We start from the raw sequence: 18,024 nt of genomic DNA, 5'->3' as shown, positions 1-18,024 counted from the left end.
ATTCCAGAACTACATTCCGAAACAAGATGATAAAATTAAACTTTTCTTGCTGACCATAATTATCATGCCTTGACCAATTATGGTCAATTGTCATATCAGTATATTAGAACGAAACTTAAATACAACTTCCGCCTGCAATTTCATTCTGAGGGTCTAGATTCAGGTCATTTACACTCTTTTTGATGGTCTGCAAAAAACTATGGCTTTTAATTTCTTATGTATATAAGTATATATAAATATTTGGCTTAATAGTGTTGTTAAAAATTAATATCAATATGGCATTCCTTTTGCGAACAGTATTATTGACTTAAATTTTGATACTTTAAAACCAAACATTTAAAAGGAGAAAAAAATGAAAGAATATTCGATTACAGATTACTCTACATCTATGTCTAACGGTACAGATTCAACTTCTATACATTTTTACGATAATCAAAAAGCAAGAGGAGAAATCCGCTTCTTTCCTAATGAGACTGACGTAAAAGATGCTGAGATAGACGCTAACGGAAAGATTATTCTGAACATGGACATTAACCGTCTTGGAACATTGTTGGATATTGCACAACGTGAGAGAAATCTGTTCCTGTTTTATGCGGATGGTAAGAGAGCGGGTCTTAGAAGTGGAAGAGCAAAATTAGGTGATGATAGTATCTCTTTTACTTAGAATAAAAAAAGGACTGATGCGTCTCTTAATAACAACTACACGAAAATGAGGTAGTTTATGTTTATCTGGCACTTCTGTAGAAGTATTGATGAATGATGAACATAACTGAATGAAGGTTCACCCTGAATGAAGTTATGTTCATCATCAGAACAAAAAAAAGAGCGTGGAAAAGACAAACAACATTACGAAGTTAGATTAATTTTTCAGTATAGAAAGGTTTAATAGGTGATAACAATGAAGATATCTTTATTATGATTATGAGCAAGCGCAATTGTTTCTCTATTTGTTTTAGTTCGATAGTTTCGTTTGAAACAACTCTATAATCTAGATGCAGCAATCCAGGATTCCGCCTTGCCATGCAGCATAACTATTTATTGACCATCCCCGCCTGATTATTCTCAATCCCCCATAAGATTTTCATGTCAGACTCTGCAGAGGTTCTCAATGGAAGAGTAGCCATTTGTGTATTTGTAAATTTCGACATTTGAAACAAAAATCCTGTTGAGTCAATATATATAGTACATATTATTTTATTGCCATACTTTAAATCATACAATACCATTATACGATAATGCTCTGTAATAAACTGATTTAAAATCAACAGCTTTTACTACATTCAATTCCTGTATTTTAAGCGCGCCTTTTTCTATGTGTTAATGTAAACTCACAATTTACTGGTAAAATGAATAAATATATGAAAGAACTGGCCAAACTGAAAGAATCCGAGGAAAAATATCGTGAATCAATTAATCTTGCAAACGATGCGATCTTTTCTTTGAACATAAACACAGCACAAATAATCGACTCTAATAAAAAAGCAGAAACGATATCTGGTTACCCAAAAGCAGAACTCTGTAAACTTAAGATATGGGATTTGTATCCTGTTCAGGATGAAAACAGATTAGAGGAGTTATGGAGACAAGTTAAAGAAGAAGGTTCTGGCATTCTATACGATGTTAATCACAGGAAGATGGATGGAAGCATAACACCTACAAGCATAAGTGCCAGTGTGATAGGATACGGCAATAAAAAATTAATACAGTATATATGTAGCGATATTTCTGAACGAAAAAAACGGGAAGAAAAGTTGCTGGAATCAGAAGAACATAAAAGGCAATTATTAAATTCACTAAAAGAAGGCATATATCAATGTGAACCCGGAATCGAAGGAAAGTTTACATGGATTAATAAAGCAGGTGCAGAAATGCTTGGTTATAAATCACCTGAAGAGGTAATCGGTGCAAAGGTAAAAAATATTTATATGAATCCTGATGACAGAAGACGTCTTGTCGAAAAGCTTGAAAAAGATGGAATCTGGAGAAACTTTGAGTCATTGTGTAAAAAGAAAGATGGAGAGTCTTTTTACGCTGAACGTACCGCTAATGTGATTAAAAACGAAAAAGGTGAAATTGTTCGTCTTGAAGGAATACTCAGGGATATAACTGAACTAAAGAAATTGGAACAACAACTTGTTCGTTCAGAGCGTTTTGCTGCAATTGGAGAATTAGCTGCTGAGGTTGCCCATGAAATTAATAATCCATTGGGAGGGCTTCAGAATTTTACAAGGATGATTGAGAGAGAACCGGATAATATTCAACAGACTAAGGAATTTATAGAATTGATACAAGAAGGTCTTGATAGAATAGAAGTGATCGTTAAACGTCTTACCACTTTTACTACACCACATGTTTTAAAAAAATCAGATAAGGATTTAAACGAAATAATAGAATCGTCACTTGTTTTCATGATGCATAGGTTGGAAAACGTAAAGATATCCATACAAAAAAAACTAGCATTAAGATTGCCTGGAATATATGTTGACCGGGACAGCATTTCACAGGTGGTAATAAATCTATTGTCAAATGCCATTGACAGCATGCCTGACGGCGGCAAATTAATGATTGAAACCAGGCTATGTAATGAGCATGATTCGTGTGTGCAGTTTTCAATATCTGACACAGGGCCTGGGATCAATAAAGAAGAAATGAATAAAATATTTGATCCTTTCTTTACAACAAAAGACAAAGGAAAGGGTATTGGTATAGGGCTTGCCATAAGTAAAAGGATTATAGAAGATCATGGTGGAGAAATCAGGGTGGAAATGTCCACAGCAGCAGAAGAAACGACCTTTACTGTGTGTCTGCCATTGAGAAATAACAAGGATATGTTATGAGAAGTAAGATTCTAATTGTTGATGATGAAAAACTGATGAGGGTGTCGTTGGAGGCACAACTTACAAAAGAAGGATTCTGTGTGAAAACACTTAAATCTGCTGGTGAGGCGCTTAAATATATGAGAGGCGAAGAGTTTGATATAGTTGTGTCTGATCTAAGATTACCTGGCTTAGATGGGATTGAATTCTTAAAGGAAATAAAAAATATTTCTCTTGAAACTATTGTCATAATAATGACTGCTTATGGAACTGTAGAAAGCGCTGTAACAGCTATGAAGAACGGGGCATTTGATTATATCTGCAAGCCATTCTCTACAGATGAGCTGATTATGAGGATGGAAAGATCTCTAAATTATAAAGAAGCAACATCAGAGGTAGCAAGACTACGTTGTGAAATTCAAGAACTATACGGACAAAATAATATAATTGGTAAGAGTAAGCCAATGATGAAGATATTAGATACGATACAAATTATTGCTGCTAGAGAAACTACAGTCTTGATTCAAGGCGAAAGTGGAACTGGTAAGGAACTTATTGCCGGAGCTATCCATTACAACAGCAGTAGGAAAGATGGGCCTTTTATAAAATTAAGCTGTGCTGCACTTAATAAAGAGATATTGGAAAGTGAGTTATTTGGTCATGAAAAAGGCGCATTTACAGGGGCAATAAGAACTAAAAAAGGTAAATTTGAGCTTTCTGATGGCGGCTCTATATTTCTTGATGATGTAGACGACATTCCTATAGAGATGCAGGTAAAGCTACTCAGGGTCCTTCAGGAAAGAGAATATGAAAGAGTAGGTGGTGAGGATACTACTTCGGTCAATGTCCGCTTAATTTGTGCTACAAAAGTGGACCTGGCAAACCTCGTAAAACAGGAAAAATTCAGGGAAGACCTCTACTATAGAATGAATGTTGTTACTATAAATTTGCCTTCTTTGAGAGAAAGAATAGATGATATACCACTATTGGTAAATTTTTTTATAAGAAAATATAGTGAGCGCTTACAGATTACCAGACCAGATATTTCTCAGGATACACTGGATTTATTGATGGAGTATGGCTGGCCTGGTAATGTGAGAGAATTAGAAAATGTTGTGGAGCATGCATTAGTTTTTGCTTCAAACAATAAAATAACAGTGCAGTGTTTGCCAGAATCCTTAAAGAAATCTGAAGGAGTGTCGGGCAAAATACAAATGGATCTGGAAGAGAAGGAGAAGGTTGATTTTCAAGAAGAAGTTACAGAATTTGAAAAAAAATTAATTAAATGGGCTTTTAAAAAAGCTGATGGCAACCAGGTTCATATGGCTGAAATACTTGGCATGCCCAGAACTACACTCCGAAACAAGATGATAAAATTAAACCTTTCTTGCTGACCACAATTATCATACCTTGGCCACTTATGGTCAATTGTCATATCAGTATATTAGAACGAAACTTAAATACAACTTCCGCCTGCAATTTCATTCTGAGGGTTTAGATTCAGGTCATTTACACTCTTTTTGATGGTCTGCAAAAAACTATGGCTTTTAATTTCTTATGTATATAAGTATATATAAATATTTGGCTTAATAGTGTTGTTAAAAATTAATATCAATATGGCATTCCTTTTGCTAACAGTATTATTGACTTAAATTTTGATACTTTAAAACCAAACATTTAAAAGGAGAAAAAAATGAAAGAATATTCGATTACAGATTACTCTACATCTATGTCTAACGGTACAGATTCAACTTCTATACATTTTTACGATAATCAAAAAGCAAGAGGAGAAATCCGCTTCTTTCCTAATGAGACTGACGTAAAAGATGCTGAGATAGACGCTAACGGAAAGATTATTCTGAACATGGACATTAACCGTCTTGGAACATTGTTGGATATTGCACAACGTGAGAGAAATCTGTTCCTGTTTTATGCGGATGGTAAGAGAGCGGGTCTTAGAAGTGGAAGAGCAAAATTAGGTGATGATAGTATCTCTTATACTTAGAATAAAAAGGACTGATGCGTCTCTTAATTACAGCAACACTAAGATGAAAACAATTTTAAATACAGACTTTTCAGATTTATAATTTCTAGCGAAATTAAGGAGATATTTATTATGAAGAATACTACTGTAATTTTTCTTGTTCTATTCTTGTTTCCTATCTGTTTATTTGCCGATGAGTCGAGCCTTTCACGCTTTTATCGGGAATATTCAGAGGTCAACCATTCACTAATGAGTGACAAGGGATGTTTAGATGAATTAATTGAGCTTCAATCACTTGATGCGAAGGCGGCTGATAAAATTGCACACTTCTGGGCATTTAAATCAGAGATGGAGTGTTATGACTTTATAGAAAAAATTATGCATAGCAGTAAATCTCCAGGTTTATACAAGGAGATTGATTACAATTACTATATGGATACAAGGATTACTAAAGTATTCGGTGGGAAATATGAAGATTTAAATAAAGCACAAGAAGATGCAGAGAGGTGTCATTATTGTATTTACCATGAAAATTGGGATGCTATTAATAAAATGATTTTAGACAAACTTAAGACAGTAAAAGAAGCCGCGAATGAGAAGGTACAAGATAAATGGTAAAAAAGAGTTTAAGGAAGTCAGGTAATTTTCAATTATACTTTACCAAATAAATGAGGTGTGATAGTTTATATTTAATCTGACACTTCTGTAGTAATACCGATAAGATTGACATAACTGAATGAAGTTATGTCAATCTTCATAACAAAAAAAAGGAGTGCGGGAAAAGGCAAAAAGATTACGTTGTTGTATGCTGCCAGTAATTAGTCCCAGAGACCATCCAATCTTAAGCTTGCCTGTTACAAATGGTTGAACTCTCAAGCCTCCTTCGTTTCCCAGATAATTGTTTAAGTAATTTCGCCCTTTCATTGGCTTTATGTGGTAAGTATACATCATAAGCGTCAACATCTACAACCAACGAATAAATAAAAAATAACATATCAAATCCGGACAATCAATATAATCGATTTGCAGGACGGCCTTTTTGATTATTGATTAAAGCACGCTGGCTCGTTTCCTTCTCCCAACAACATAATGCAACTAAAGTTGCATCTAAAAAGAATCCAAAGACATTGTTAAATGCCACTTTTGTCCAATTGCTTCTTCTCTATCTTATTGTATAGTTATAATTAGAGTAAAAGGAAAATCTGTTTTTACGGGTGCCTTCAATTTAGCAGTAGATTTAGCGTTTAATTCAATGCAAAGGAAGAGATATTTGATTGAATCGGCAAAAAAGACAAAACAAAAAAAGTTTTTTTCAGTAATCGCAGCAATGCATGCTTAATCCGTTTCGGCAAGTCCAAGGCGTTTCTCGTTCTGCATGAAATCCTGACTTGGATTGGAGCGCTGATGATTCTGGTGCACGCAGGAATCCACTTCTATACTATCTTGCCGTGGCTGGCGTTAATCACCATGCTAATCACCGTCATCAGCGGTATGACTGGCACATATCTGCTGAATCGTTCGCATCGTTTCCTGGCAAAAAAGAAGAAGGTTTATTCACAACTAGGTTTATCCGAGGAGGAGATCGAAAGGAAGATTTTCTGGGATGCGACTACCTTAGATTTGATGAAGAAATGGCGTGCGGTACATCTGCCGATCACACTGGTCTTTGCAGTGCTCTGCATCTTACACATTCTGAGTATCTTTCTGTTCTGGAATTGGAAATGAAAATTAAAACTGTCACCATAATTGTTATTGTTAATCTGGTTGCCATGATTCTGTTGGCGATATTCTTCCCTCACCTGATGATCAGACCAGGAAAACTCATAGATGTTCATGCTGAGCTTGCTACAGATTGTTTTGCATACCACACACCATTCATTGGCAGTACATCTGAGAAGTGCACTGTCTGCCACAAAATAGAAGAGATCGGTAAAAAAACTACCAATGGTCTACACATCTCAATGGAGAACAGGAACGTTGCCTTTCACCAGAAACTGATAGAAGAAAATTGTTTATCATGTGAATATATATTCACGTGAGGAGTAAATAAGATGATAAAAAAAATGAAAATATTATTCGTTTTGATTCCCATAATATTAACTGCAGCAGCATTGGTTTACCTCTACATTCAAGGTGGATCACCGGATGATTTGAATAGTATTCGTGTCTCCGGCAATATTGAGGTTACTGATGCTGAGGTAAGCTTCAAGATTTCAGGGCGTGTGGAAAAGCGGTATGTAGATGAAGGCGAACTGATCAGAAAAGATGAAATCGTGGCTATCCTGGACAGTTCTGACCTGGAAGATGAAGTCGTGATCAGGCAGGCGGAACTGCAACTGGCACAGGCTGATCTGGCTGAGCTTGAGGCAGGTTCACGTCCTGAAGAAATTTCTGCGTCTAAGGCAAAAATGGCGGCGGCAAAAGCAGATAAAGAGCACAAGGAAAGAGATTTTCACAAGGCAGATGACCTGTTTAGAAAAAAAGTGATCTCTGATGAAGAATATACACACGCGGAGGGAGCTTATGAGGTTGCCTTAAACAGATTGCGGGAGGCTGAGGAATGGTTCAAGCTCGTCAAGCTGGGCCCACGCAAGGAAACCATAGAGCAGGCAAGAGCCAGGGTCAGGCAAGCCATAGGATCTCTTAAACTTGCCCGGACTCGATTGGGCTATGCTAAACTTTTTTCTCCACTCTCCGGCATTGTACTGTCAAAGAATGTTGAGCCGGGAGAATACGCTGCTCCCGGAACTCCAGTCGTTACGGTTGGCGAGCTTGAAAATGTATGGCTGCGCGCTTATATAAACGAGACTGACCTGGGACGGGTAAAGGTGGGACAGCAGGTGAATGTCTTAACTGATGCCTATCCTGACAAGATATACAAGGGACGTATCTCTTTCATCTCCCCTCAAGCTGAATTTACTCCGAAGACCGTTCAAACCGAGAAACAACGGGTTAAACTTGTCTATCGGATAAAGGTAGAAATTCCGAATCCCAACATGGAACTCAAACCCGGTATGCCTGCTGATGCGGACATACTGATGGACCAGCTTCAAGGAGGTGAGTGATGGAAGCCATCATAGCTGAAACCTTGACAAAATTATTCGGAGAGTTATGCGCAGTCGACAGTCTTACTTTTGCTGTTGCTAAAGGTGAGATATTCGGCATTGTAGGGCCCGATGGCGCGGGCAAGACAACAACAATGCGTCTCCTGACCTCGATTATGGAACCCACATCAGGTGATGCCTGGGTGGGAGGTCTACATATTGTGAATGAAGCGGAGGCAATCAAGGAGGAAATCGGCTATATGAGCCAGAGATTTGGCCTCTATGCAGATCTCACAGTTGAGGAAAATATAGACTTTTATGCAGACATATATAGAGTGCCGCGTAAAGGTAGAAGAGCAAAAAAAGACCGTCTTCTGTCATTCAGCAATTTAACCCCCTTCAGGAAACGTCTGGCAAGAAATCTCTCAGGCGGAATGAAACAAAAACTCGGTCTTGTATGTGCTTTAATCCATACTCCAAAGGTGCTTTTCCTGGATGAACCTACAAATGGTGTAGATCCCGTATCTCGCCGTGATTTCTGGCGTATTCTGTATCATTTACTTCACGAGAAGGTCACAATCTTTGTATCGACTGCCTATCTTGATGAAGCCGAGCGGTGCAACAGGGTAGGGCTTATAAATAGAGGCGGAATGCTCGCCTGTGGAACACCTGAAGAGGTGAAGAGGCTTATGAGAGGTACGATCATGGAGATTCGTTCTTCAGAACCACGCAGGGCAATGGTCGTACTCCGTGAGCAACTCCAGGCCGATTCTGTGGGGCTTTTTGGTGACTGTGTACATGTTGTTACCCATGAGACGGACATGACTGCAACTCAAACGAAAGAAGCGCTTATGAGGGCAGGTCTCAAACTCAACAGCATCAAGACTATCGATCCTTCACTTGAAGATGTCTTCATTTCAGTCATTACCGGGAGAGAAGGAGGTAATTATTCTGAATTCCACTGATAACGGGAAAGCTGTTGTTGTAAATGACCTGCAAAGGGAATTTGGCAATTTTATTGCGGTGAAACACATTAGTTTCGAGGTTGCAAGGGGAGAGATATTTGGTCTCCTCGGTCCTAATGGAGCCGGTAAATCCACAACTATAAGGATGCTCTGTGGTCTTCTTACACCTACTGGTGGTACGGGAACCGTTGCCGGGTACGACATCAGGACTGAAGCAGAACGTATTAAAAATCACATTGGTTACATGAGCCAGAAGTTTTCACTGTATGAAGATTTGACGGTTGAAGAAAATATTGATTTTTACAGCGGAATTTATCGCATCGATCCAGAAAAGAAGAAGGAACGCAAGGAGTGGGTTATTGAAATGGCCGGTCTGAGGGAGCACCGGCAGTCACAAACGTCAATCCTTTCAGGTGGCTGGAAGCAGAGATTGGCGCTGGGTTGTGCAGTTCTCCATGAACCACCCATACTATTTCTTGATGAACCGACTTCTGGTGTTGACCCCCTCAGCAGACGTCAGTTCTGGGACCTGATCTACGAACTCTCAGGAAGAGGTGTTACGATATTTGTTACCACCCATTATATGGACGAGGCCGAATATTGTGACAGTATAGGGCTTATCTATTGCGGGGAGTTAACGGCTATAGGCACACCGGATGTGCTTAAGACAGAACTCATGCAGGAGGACGTTCTTGATGTTCTGTGTGAACATCCCCAGGATGTAATGGATAATCTTGAAAAGCTTGTGGGGATTAAGGAGGTAGCGTTGTTTGGCAAGGGGTTACACGTTGTCGTAGAAGATGCGAAAACGGCAACAGGCACAATACGAGAGTTCCTTCATGAACAAGGCGTTCAGGTATCACGTGTCGAAAAAATACTACCCTCGATGGAGGATGTGTTTGTATCGCTCATAGAGGCCTATGACAGGGCAGAACAAGCTTAACATGAGGTACGGGTTTTCTGTCACTTATGCTGCCAACTTGTGTGATGGCATCGATAAACTTTGTTTATCCGTGTTTTTGATATGTTGCAATGCTTTGCACGGACAAACGAGTTTGTCCATGCAACCCAATCGTACCAGGACATTTTAAATTCCTTATACAGATGAAAATATATCGTATTCGGGCAATCGCCCGTAAAGAATTTACCCATATCTTCCGCGATCCAAGGAGCCTGGGCATGGCCGTTGTCATCCCTGTGATGCTGCTGGTATTATTTGGTTATGCATTGAAACTTGATGTCGAGAATGTGCCTATGGCAGTCTGGGATCAGAGTGAATCCCGGATAAGCAGGGAGTTTATCAATCGTTTTGAAGGCTCTCGTTACTTCTCGCTTCATGACTATGTTCGCAACTATAGGGAAATAGAAAGGGCGATAGATTCAGGTGACGCGTTTGTAGCCCTCATTATCCCAACGGACTTTGCCGGTCTTATCGAGTCAGGTCGCTCAGCCCCTGTCCAGTTGATTGTAGACGGGAGCGATTCCAACACTGCGACTATCGCAATTGGATATGTTGATGTGGTTACCCAAACCTACTCTCGGGATATTGCCGTTGGTGACATTCAGCGCATCGGTGGACGCACACTATATCCGCCTGTAGATATGCAGACACGTGTCTGGTTCAACGCAGATATGGAATCTAAAAATTACATTATTCCCGGGCTCATTGCCGTGATTATGATGGTCATTGCTTCTCTCCTTACCTCACTGACAGTGGCCCGCGAATGGGAACAGGGTACCATGGAGCAACTCATCTCTACGCCCGTAAAACTACGTGAGTTGATTCTTGGCAAACTCCTGCCTTACTTTGCCATCGGTATGTTTGATGTGTTTCTTGCAGTGCTTATGGGTAAGTATCTTTTTCATGTACCGCTGCGTGGCAATGTGGCATTACTCTTTGGTATGGCAGCGATCTTTCTGGCAGGTGCACTGTCACTGGGCATGGTGATAAGCATACTTACTAAAAGTCAACTTCTGGCCAGTCAGTTAGCTATGGTGTTGACGTTTCTACCCTCATTTCTGCTTTCTGATTTTATGTATGGGATCAGTAACATGCCGAAGGCGATTCAGCTTATTACTTATATTATTCCAGCGAGATATTTCGTGATCATACTCAAAGGCATATACCTGAAGGGTGTAGGGCTTGAGATACTGGCTGTAGAGGTGGGACTTTTGATCATCTTTGGTATGGCCATGGTGGTACTGGCCAATATAAAATTCAAAAAGAAACTGGAGTAAACCATGCTTGAACGAATTAAACACATACTCATCAAGGAATTCATTCAGATATTCCGAGACCCGAAGATGAAGGTGATGATCTTCCTGACGCCTGTTATCCAGGTGCTCATATTTGGATATGCGGTAACAACTGATGTCAAACACATTGCCACTGCAGTATATGATCTTGACAACAGCGTTGTGAGCCGCGAGTTAGTGAGCAGGTTTGTGAATTCCGGATATTTTTACATTGTGGAGTATATTGAGAGCGAAGGTCGTGACCAATATTTAATAGACCGTGGTAAAGTCAGGGCAGTCCTACGCATGAACAAGGGCTTCGGAGAAGACCTGCGGGCTGGAAGAACCTCCCAGCTTCAGGTAATTGTGGATGGAACGGATTCCAATACGGCAGGGATCGCACTGGATTATAGCGCCAGGATAGTTGGTCAGTTTTCACAAAAAATTCTTATTACACGGTTTACACGGTTAAAAGGCCATGCTCTGAAACCTGGCCGCGTGGAAATGCAGACGCGTGCATGGTTCAATGAAAATCTTGAGAGCCGTAATTTTTATGTTCCCGGCACAATCGCTATCATTGTGATGCTTATCACCCTGATGCTTACCAGTATGGCGGTTGTAAGAGAGAAGGAAATCGGAACTATGGAACAGATTATGGTCACTCCGATTACACAGACAGAGTTCATACTCGGCAAGACCGTCCCTTTTGCTCTGATCGGTATTGCCGATGTGGTTATGATTACCTTGTTGGGAGTGTTCTGGTTCGAGATCCCTATACGGGGCAGTCTATTACTACTCTTTGTTGCGACAATACTATACTTGATGACAACACTGGGTGTAGGACTTCTGATTTCAACCATAAGTCATACCCAGCAGGAGGCTATGATGAGCACTTTCTTTTTCTATTTTCCGGCAGTACTCCTTTCAGGATTTATGTTCCCCATTGCTAATATGCCGGTTTTTGTCCAATGGTTTACTTACCTGAATCCACTACGGTACTTTCTCGTAATCATACGTGGAATATTTCTTAAGGGTGTGGGCCCAGATATCCTCTGGCCGCAGATGATTGCCCTTGCAGCGATGGGTCTGGCTACGTTATGGCTGGCATCGAAAAGATTCAAAAAGACCATCAACTGATGAATCACACATAAGTGAGGCGGATTCTTTTAAGCGATTACATTTATGCATAGGGATTTCAATGTTGATAACCTTTCGACTCCGCTCAGTGAAACGTCATCCTGAGCGGAGTCGAAGGCTAGTCTTTTATAGCCGTCGAAATCTAACTTTTTGTTGTTGAAACGATATCTGATGAAGCGTATATTTCAGGTATATTTTCCCTCTATCCTCTATAACGAAAGAAGAGCTATTATCAAATGTTCATCACAAAGCGCTTGTATGAGAAACCTGACAAAAATACTGATTTGAAACAGTTGATAGATTTAAGTAAAGAAGACGAAATTCTGAAGCTCAGAGATGAAAACGGATTTCCAGCCCGGAGTGGTTGGAGACGACGCTAGTTAAATTAAAGCTCTCTCAATTTAGACTGGCATTTTGCAAGGTTACGTGAGAAGGCTAAAAAACTGAAGAGGAAGGAGCAAAAAATGAAGCGTTCTAAATTAAATTTTATATTTGATGCTGTCGCATTTGCCGGATTTGTTTTCCTGACTACCACCGGTGTATTGATGCGTTATGTTCTTCCACCAGGGAGTAAACGATTCAAGACAATCTGGGGCCTGGACAGGCATGAGTGGGGAGATATACATTTCTGGATTTCTATTGTATTTCTGGGTCTTCTGGTGATGCATTTGTTACTTCACTGGCGATGGATTATAAACCTGATTACCGGAAAGCCCCGGGAGGGATCCGGTTTCCGTGCAGGTTTGGGTATTGTAGGAGTAATAGCTCTTTTGGCGCTGTCTATTGCTCCTTTGTTAAGCCCGATAGAAACAACTCTGGAGAGCCGTAGTGGTCGCGACTTATCTTCAGTACGACATGGTAATGTGCAGGTCTGGGGATCAATGACTTTACTTGAGGCGGAAAAGGCTACAGGTGTTCCTGCCGGATATATAATCGAAAAACTCAAGCTTCCACACTCTACAGAGAAAGAAGAGTGTCTGGGCGATCTAAGGAAGACTTATGGATTCACAATGGATGATGTTCGTAGCATCATACTGGGGTATAAGGAGAAGCATTGAATATCAGGTACTTAATTATAACCAAGCCTGGCAAGAATCAAGAAAGGGATGAATATTTTTAAGTACAACTAAGTTTATAATTATTTATCTATTAATATGGAATTATAAAAAAAGGAGGTTTAATGATATGAAGAAATATTTTCCAGCAACGCTCGTTATTTTAGCATTAATTTTATTTGCTTCTCTTACTAATGCCCAGGAAGATGAAAAGAACCTGACAGCAGAGGAGGCTAAAATAATGCAGGAGAACTTAAAGAAATCCATGCTGGCTTTAAAACGGGAGATAAAAACAGAGGTTAACGTTGAGAATGGTAGTACTATTACGGGAAATGTCACATGTAAGAGAGTTAGATATCCGGAAAATGTAGTGGTTTATATTGAAAAAATAGGTGACAATAAATTTCCTGCCCCTGAAGAGCATGGTGTGGTGGATCAGTTTAATTTGACCTTTGTCCCTCACGTAATAGCGATACAGAAGGGAACAACGATAGATTTCCCTAATAGTGATAGTGTTCGCCACAATGTTCTGTCCCCTCCGGATTGCCCTATGCAGTTCAATCTGGGTACTTACGATGTTGGCGTTGTAAAACACGTAACATTTGATAAATCCGGAGAGATACCTCTTTTGTGTAACGTCCACGCAGAGATGTCGGCTTTTGTGCTCGTGCTGGAAAATCCTTATTTTTCTCTTACTGGAAAGGATGGAGTTTTCAAGATAGAGGATGTACCGCCAGGTACTTACAAGCTGAGTGCATGGCATGAAAAACTTAAAACTATAACTAAAGACGTAACGTTAAAAGCGGGCAAGACGACAAGCATGGATTTCCAATTAAAAAAACGAAAATAAGTATTATAGATTTTCTCTGGCTTTCTACTATTCAACCTGTACACTGAAAATAGAAAACAATCGAAACAACTTGACAACTCTACAAAATGAAAAGAATACCTTTTCTGTTTTTAAACATTTTATTATGCATGACAATATCAGTTGCAATTTATCTATGCCGAAGCAAGATGTATGTAGGCGTTGATAATAACTTTCAACAATTAGTGCATGGTGTAGGTCTGGGAGCCACGACAAAGCCTTCCTGGTGTTATATCAATTTTGACCAGAGGATTGATGCCAGGTGTTCATGCTTCGAATGGCCTATCCCTGGTGGTTATAGCTATTGCCCTGATCATACTGGCACTGTCTCCTATATACCAAGTAAAGTGGAAATGGGCGTATCAGTTCAAATAATCAGGAATTAACAACGTGAAAAAGCATATTAATCTATTTCTTTTAGCAACAGAAAATTTATTAAGACATAAGACAAAGTCTGTTGTTGTCTCTCTTTGTATAATCGCCATTCTTTTACCATTTATAACTGCCATTGCTATTTCAGAGGGCGTCAGATTGCAGTCCCTTAGTTCTGTCGAGGAAAGCGCTGATCTATATTTAACATTTGATGAATTTGGCAGGAATGCGGCTATTCCATTGAAACATCTGGATGAGGTAAAGGAGGTTTTTGGTGTAAAAAAGGCTGTACCAAGAATTATTGGCAGATGCTATCTGCAGGACAAACTTGCTGTTATTGTGGGGATAGGCAAAGAGCACCTGCCGGAATCAACTTCCTTAATTTCAGGCAGGATTTTTGAAAACGTAAATGAGGTGGTAGTTGGTAATGATTTGGCTGAGCACTTTAATTTAAATATCGGTGATCAATTAAGCATGCGAGGGCAAAATCGTAAGTTGTTCACCGTCGTGGGTTTTTTCTCTTCTGCTTCGAACATCTGGAGTGCGTCTACACTTTTTATGTCTTTTGGTGATGCAGGTGAATTATTCGGAAAATATGGAATTGCCACTGATATACAGCTGTACAGCGTTCCAGGTCACAACGCGGAGATTGCGACTGAACTGTACTATATATTTCAGGGTGAACCGTACAGATTGCAGGATAAAGATATGATAGAATTGTATGTAAAAAAAGGCTTTATGCTTAAAGAGGGAATCTTCACCGCTTTATATACCGTTGCATTTGCCTTAGGTATTCCCGCTATACTGGTGGCCTCCGGTTTTGGACTATCAGAACGGAGAAAGGAGATTGGTATCATGAAAGCTACCGGTTGGCAGACACTGGAAGTTCTGGAACTCATCTCTTTTGAACAGTTATTAATCAGTTTGTTTGGAGCAACCACTGCCATATTATTGTCGATTATATGGATGAAGTGCTTCAATGGGGCTTTTATCTCCCAATTTTTTATTGGAGAGATAAATATGTTACCTGAATTTGTTGTTCCCGCAAGGTTTTTACCTCTACCGTGTATACTTAGTTTTTTCTTTGCAATAATATTAACCATGGTTGGTAGTATCTATTCTTCATGGAGGGCGTCAACCGAATCTCCGGTTGCGGCATTAAAATAATGATACGAACGGAAAAACTCTGTAAATATTACAGTATACATTCACGGCACGAAGTACATGCTTTAAGAGATATTAATCTGAATATATCAAAGAACAGATTTGTCGTATTTAACGGTCCATCCGGTTCAGGGAAGACTACCCTGCTAAATGTTATTGGCGCTCTGGACAGACCAACTGAGGGAAAAGTGTTCATTTATGATGAAGAGATTACTTCATTTTCTGACATTGGCCTTTCGAGGTTACGCCGTGAAAAGATAGGTTTTATCTTTCAGGACTTTCACCTCATTCCCAGACTTTCCAGTTGGGAGAATGTATCATATCCACTTATACCCTTATGTATCAGTTCCAGAGAACGTTTTCAAAGAGCAAAATTACTTTTAGAAAATGTGGGGCTTCGTGACAGATTAGATCATAGGCCTGAAGAACTCAGCGGTGGACAGCAACAGCGGGTAGCTATAGCAAGGGCGCTTGTAAATAACCCTGAAATTATTATTGCAGACGAACCAACGTCTAACATTGATGATGAGACAAGCGAACATTTACTGGAACTCTTAACGGAACTGAAAACCCGCGGAGTGACAATATTGATAGCTACACACGATACCGGTTTTGACAAAGTTGCAGATGAAATCTATAAAATAAGAAATGGCAGGTTAGAATGATTGTAAACATCTTTACCCTTATTATGTTATTTATTGCCGTATTAAGTTGTACCCTGGGTGGGTATCTGTTTTATGCCACAATAAAAACACTCTTTCATTTCAAAAAAGCTGTGCCTTTAGAGGCCAAAAGTAGCTTTGAAGAAAAAGGGTATCTGATATTTCTGTTAGCATGTGTGGCTTTGTCAGTCCGAATGTTTGCCTGGCCGTGGTTGTATTTCATGCTCCAGAGCTTTGTATCTGAAGTACCGGGGGCGATGTGTATTTTTGGAGTTACACGTGTTCTTCCAGATACGGTAACTTTTTTGCAGATAATTAAGCCAATTTCATTTTTTATAATGGGAGGCTGGTTGTTATGCTATTACGTTGATAAATCTATCTCGACATCACCCCTGGCAAGAAAGAATCTGTTATTCCTTCTCCCGATTTGTGGCGTGCTTTTAGCTGATAGTATAGGTGATATCTATTATGTTATCCGCATGAAGCCATTGATGTCAGTCTCCTGTTGCGCAACCTTCTTTGATACTCCATTAAGACCCTCTGCAATGATTCCACAGGCTCTCTTCGGAAGAGATTTCCAACAGGCTCTGTTTATTGTTTTCTACGCGACAAACATAATTCTTATTATTTTATTATTTACGAGCCTTTCCAGGAAATGGCAATCATCAGTGTCAATACCCGGAAATGTTATGTTTTACAGCCAGATTGTGATAGCTGCTGTTAATATTCCTATCGTAATTATTTCGTTTTTTGAGAACATTGGTCCTGCTCTTATGCAACTGCCACTTCACCACTGCATTTACTGCTTTATGGGGAAAGGTATAGTACCGGATGCGCCGGTTATACTTGGGTTATTTGCTATTGGCACATTTGCAATTGGATGGATGGGCATTATCCGCCTCATCTGCAGGAATGAAGAAACACAACCGGTAACAGAAAGGCTTCTAAGGAAGGTAAACGTGTTAAGCGCGTTTTGCTTTCTGGCTTTTATAATGATGGTAACCGTACATTTGATACTGATACAATGACAAAATCATTCTGGATAGGGATAATTATTATCATAATCGTTTCAGTAATGGGGGTATTTTACCAGAAATATCTAAGCATTCATCATTGTGCATACGATGGTTCTGCTGTCACAGCAATTTACGAGGTTGATATTGTGCTGAATGACGGCTCGGTCAAGAAGTTCTGTTCTATATATTGTGCAACGAAATGGTTCAAAATAAATATACAAGTTGTTGACCACGTAATAGTAACCGATGAGATCAGGGGGAATAAGATAGATTCCTATATGGCGTATTTTGTAGAAAGTGACTTAATTACAAATAAGACTAATAACAATCGTATTCATGCCTTTCAACAAAGGCAACACGCACAAACTCATGCAAAGAAGTTTAACGGATCAGCTATAGATGATCCGTTTGAAATTGATGAGTAGATGGACACACTATCGGCATACAGACAATGTTACAATGTCATTCTGAGGCCTTAGCCGATCAATTTCTGTGTAACCGAGGACGGGTAACATATTGTAAATATTAGATTCTTCAAGGAGTATACACTGAACGAAGTGCATTTGTCCAAAATGACGATATGCCAATTTTCTGAATGATGACACAGAGCAATATTACCGTATTCATTACGAAAAACCTGAAAAATTGTTGAATTCTTGTGGTATTTTGTTCTAATACACATATTGATAAAAAACAGTTACTTATC

The 18,024-nt window shown here is 39.5% G+C and carries 19 protein-coding genes; all 19 read left to right on the top strand.

What is annotated here, in order from left to right; genetic code table 11:
* The first annotated feature begins 352 nt into the window (after positions 1–352).
* The 19 genes from SCALIN_RS12230 (at position 353) to SCALIN_RS12145 (ending at position 17,743) form a co-directional block, all read left to right on the top strand.
* Positions 353–664, top strand: coding sequence for a hypothetical protein (locus SCALIN_RS12230; RefSeq protein ID WP_096894769.1), 312 nt, complete (start codon positions 353–355; stop codon positions 662–664).
* Positions 665–1,358: 694 nt separating this feature from the next.
* A complete protein-coding gene (locus SCALIN_RS12220; protein ID WP_162532297.1) occupies positions 1,359–2,837 on the top strand; it encodes a PAS domain S-box protein in 1,479 nt (492 codons plus the stop codon).
* The gene (locus SCALIN_RS12215) at positions 2,834–4,210 is read left to right on the top strand and encodes a sigma-54-dependent transcriptional regulator (protein WP_096894766.1); all 1,377 of its coding nucleotides are present in this window, start codon (positions 2,834–2,836) and stop codon (positions 4,208–4,210) included. The genes SCALIN_RS12220 and SCALIN_RS12215 overlap by 4 nt, the downstream gene beginning before the upstream one ends.
* A gap of 299 nt (positions 4,211–4,509) precedes the next feature.
* A complete protein-coding gene (locus SCALIN_RS12210) occupies positions 4,510–4,821 on the top strand; it encodes a hypothetical protein (RefSeq protein ID WP_096894765.1) in 312 nt (103 codons plus the stop codon).
* Positions 4,822–4,932: 111 nt separating this feature from the next.
* Positions 4,933–5,418, top strand: a complete 486-nt coding sequence (locus tag SCALIN_RS12205; RefSeq protein WP_096894764.1) for a hypothetical protein — start codon at positions 4,933–4,935, stop codon at positions 5,416–5,418.
* 770 nt (positions 5,419–6,188) lie between these two features.
* A complete protein-coding gene (locus tag SCALIN_RS12200; RefSeq protein WP_096894763.1) occupies positions 6,189–6,839 on the top strand; it encodes a hypothetical protein in 651 nt (216 codons plus the stop codon).
* 12 nt (positions 6,840–6,851) lie between these two features.
* On the top strand, positions 6,852–7,865 hold the full coding sequence (locus tag SCALIN_RS12195; RefSeq protein WP_096894762.1) for a beta-barrel domain-containing protein: 1,014 nt from the start codon (positions 6,852–6,854) through the stop codon (positions 7,863–7,865).
* Positions 7,865–8,809 (top strand): ABC transporter ATP-binding protein, encoded by a 945-nt coding sequence (locus SCALIN_RS12190; protein ID WP_096894761.1) that lies wholly within the window; start codon positions 7,865–7,867, stop codon positions 8,807–8,809. Before SCALIN_RS12195 ends, SCALIN_RS12190 begins: the two co-directional genes overlap by 1 nt.
* Positions 8,751–9,752 (top strand): ABC transporter ATP-binding protein, encoded by a 1,002-nt coding sequence (locus SCALIN_RS12185; protein WP_096894760.1) that lies wholly within the window; start codon positions 8,751–8,753, stop codon positions 9,750–9,752. Before SCALIN_RS12190 ends, SCALIN_RS12185 begins: the two co-directional genes overlap by 59 nt.
* A gap of 161 nt (positions 9,753–9,913) precedes the next feature.
* The gene (locus SCALIN_RS12180; RefSeq protein ID WP_096894759.1) at positions 9,914–11,047 is read left to right on the top strand and encodes an ABC transporter permease; all 1,134 of its coding nucleotides are present in this window, start codon (positions 9,914–9,916) and stop codon (positions 11,045–11,047) included.
* A gap of 3 nt (positions 11,048–11,050) precedes the next feature.
* Entirely contained in the window at positions 11,051–12,181 is a 1,131-nt protein-coding gene (locus tag SCALIN_RS12175; protein ID WP_096894758.1) for an ABC transporter permease, read from the top strand.
* A 236-nt stretch (positions 12,182–12,417) separates the two neighbouring features.
* Positions 12,418–12,561 (top strand): hypothetical protein, encoded by a 144-nt coding sequence (locus SCALIN_RS22225; protein WP_162532296.1) that lies wholly within the window; start codon positions 12,418–12,420, stop codon positions 12,559–12,561.
* 84 nt (positions 12,562–12,645) lie between these two features.
* Positions 12,646–13,239 (top strand): DUF4405 domain-containing protein, encoded by a 594-nt coding sequence (locus tag SCALIN_RS12170; protein ID WP_096894757.1) that lies wholly within the window; start codon positions 12,646–12,648, stop codon positions 13,237–13,239.
* Positions 13,240–13,366: 127 nt separating this feature from the next.
* The gene (locus tag SCALIN_RS12165; RefSeq protein WP_096894756.1) at positions 13,367–14,086 is read left to right on the top strand and encodes a carboxypeptidase regulatory-like domain-containing protein; all 720 of its coding nucleotides are present in this window, start codon (positions 13,367–13,369) and stop codon (positions 14,084–14,086) included.
* A 128-nt stretch (positions 14,087–14,214) separates the two neighbouring features.
* Positions 14,215–14,490 carry a hypothetical protein gene (locus SCALIN_RS21715; protein WP_133111866.1) on the top strand — a complete coding sequence of 92 codons (276 nt, stop codon included), beginning with the start codon at positions 14,215–14,217 and terminating at the stop codon, positions 14,488–14,490.
* Positions 14,491–14,494: 4 nt separating this feature from the next.
* Positions 14,495–15,643 (top strand): ABC transporter permease, encoded by a 1,149-nt coding sequence (locus tag SCALIN_RS12160; protein WP_096894755.1) that lies wholly within the window; start codon positions 14,495–14,497, stop codon positions 15,641–15,643.
* The gene (locus SCALIN_RS12155; RefSeq protein WP_096894754.1) at positions 15,643–16,305 is read left to right on the top strand and encodes an ABC transporter ATP-binding protein; all 663 of its coding nucleotides are present in this window, start codon (positions 15,643–15,645) and stop codon (positions 16,303–16,305) included. The genes SCALIN_RS12160 and SCALIN_RS12155 overlap by 1 nt, the downstream gene beginning before the upstream one ends.
* Positions 16,302–17,330, top strand: a complete 1,029-nt coding sequence (locus SCALIN_RS12150; protein ID WP_096894753.1) for a hypothetical protein — start codon at positions 16,302–16,304, stop codon at positions 17,328–17,330. Before SCALIN_RS12155 ends, SCALIN_RS12150 begins: the two co-directional genes overlap by 4 nt.
* Positions 17,327–17,743 carry a hypothetical protein gene (locus SCALIN_RS12145; protein ID WP_133111864.1) on the top strand — a complete coding sequence of 139 codons (417 nt, stop codon included), beginning with the start codon at positions 17,327–17,329 and terminating at the stop codon, positions 17,741–17,743. The genes SCALIN_RS12150 and SCALIN_RS12145 overlap by 4 nt, the downstream gene beginning before the upstream one ends.
* Positions 17,744–18,024: the final 281 nt, after the last annotated feature.

Source organism: Candidatus Scalindua japonica (assembly GCF_002443295.1).
GTDB classification, from domain to species: Bacteria; Planctomycetota; Brocadiia; order Brocadiales; family Scalinduaceae; genus Scalindua; species Scalindua japonica.
This window is presented reverse-complemented; position numbering and strand designations above follow the sequence as displayed.

Coding starts and splice junctions, on each gene's coding strand:
- SCALIN_RS12205 (WP_096894764.1), top strand. CDS start 4,933: ATGAAGAATACTACTGTAATTTTTCTTGTTCTATTCTTGTTTCCTATC.
- SCALIN_RS12175 (WP_096894758.1), top strand. CDS start 11,051: ATGCTTGAACGAATTAAACACATACTCATCAAGGAATTCATTCAGATA.
- SCALIN_RS12220 (WP_162532297.1), top strand. CDS start 1,359: ATGAAAGAACTGGCCAAACTGAAAGAATCCGAGGAAAAATATCGTGAA.
- SCALIN_RS12165 (WP_096894756.1), top strand. CDS start 13,367: ATGAAGAAATATTTTCCAGCAACGCTCGTTATTTTAGCATTAATTTTA.
- SCALIN_RS12180 (WP_096894759.1), top strand. CDS start 9,914: ATGAAAATATATCGTATTCGGGCAATCGCCCGTAAAGAATTTACCCAT.
- SCALIN_RS12150 (WP_096894753.1), top strand. CDS start 16,302: ATGATTGTAAACATCTTTACCCTTATTATGTTATTTATTGCCGTATTA.
- SCALIN_RS12195 (WP_096894762.1), top strand. CDS start 6,852: ATGATAAAAAAAATGAAAATATTATTCGTTTTGATTCCCATAATATTA.
- SCALIN_RS12230 (WP_096894769.1), top strand. CDS start 353: ATGAAAGAATATTCGATTACAGATTACTCTACATCTATGTCTAACGGT.
- SCALIN_RS12210 (WP_096894765.1), top strand. CDS start 4,510: ATGAAAGAATATTCGATTACAGATTACTCTACATCTATGTCTAACGGT.
- SCALIN_RS12190 (WP_096894761.1), top strand. CDS start 7,865: ATGGAAGCCATCATAGCTGAAACCTTGACAAAATTATTCGGAGAGTTA.
- SCALIN_RS21715 (WP_133111866.1), top strand. CDS start 14,215: ATGACAATATCAGTTGCAATTTATCTATGCCGAAGCAAGATGTATGTA.
- SCALIN_RS12170 (WP_096894757.1), top strand. CDS start 12,646: ATGAAGCGTTCTAAATTAAATTTTATATTTGATGCTGTCGCATTTGCC.
- SCALIN_RS22225 (WP_162532296.1), top strand. CDS start 12,418: ATGTTCATCACAAAGCGCTTGTATGAGAAACCTGACAAAAATACTGAT.
- SCALIN_RS12155 (WP_096894754.1), top strand. CDS start 15,643: ATGATACGAACGGAAAAACTCTGTAAATATTACAGTATACATTCACGG.
- SCALIN_RS12215 (WP_096894766.1), top strand. CDS start 2,834: ATGAGAAGTAAGATTCTAATTGTTGATGATGAAAAACTGATGAGGGTG.
- SCALIN_RS12185 (WP_096894760.1), top strand. CDS start 8,751: ATGTCTTCATTTCAGTCATTACCGGGAGAGAAGGAGGTAATTATTCTG.
- SCALIN_RS12145 (WP_133111864.1), top strand. CDS start 17,327: ATGACAAAATCATTCTGGATAGGGATAATTATTATCATAATCGTTTCA.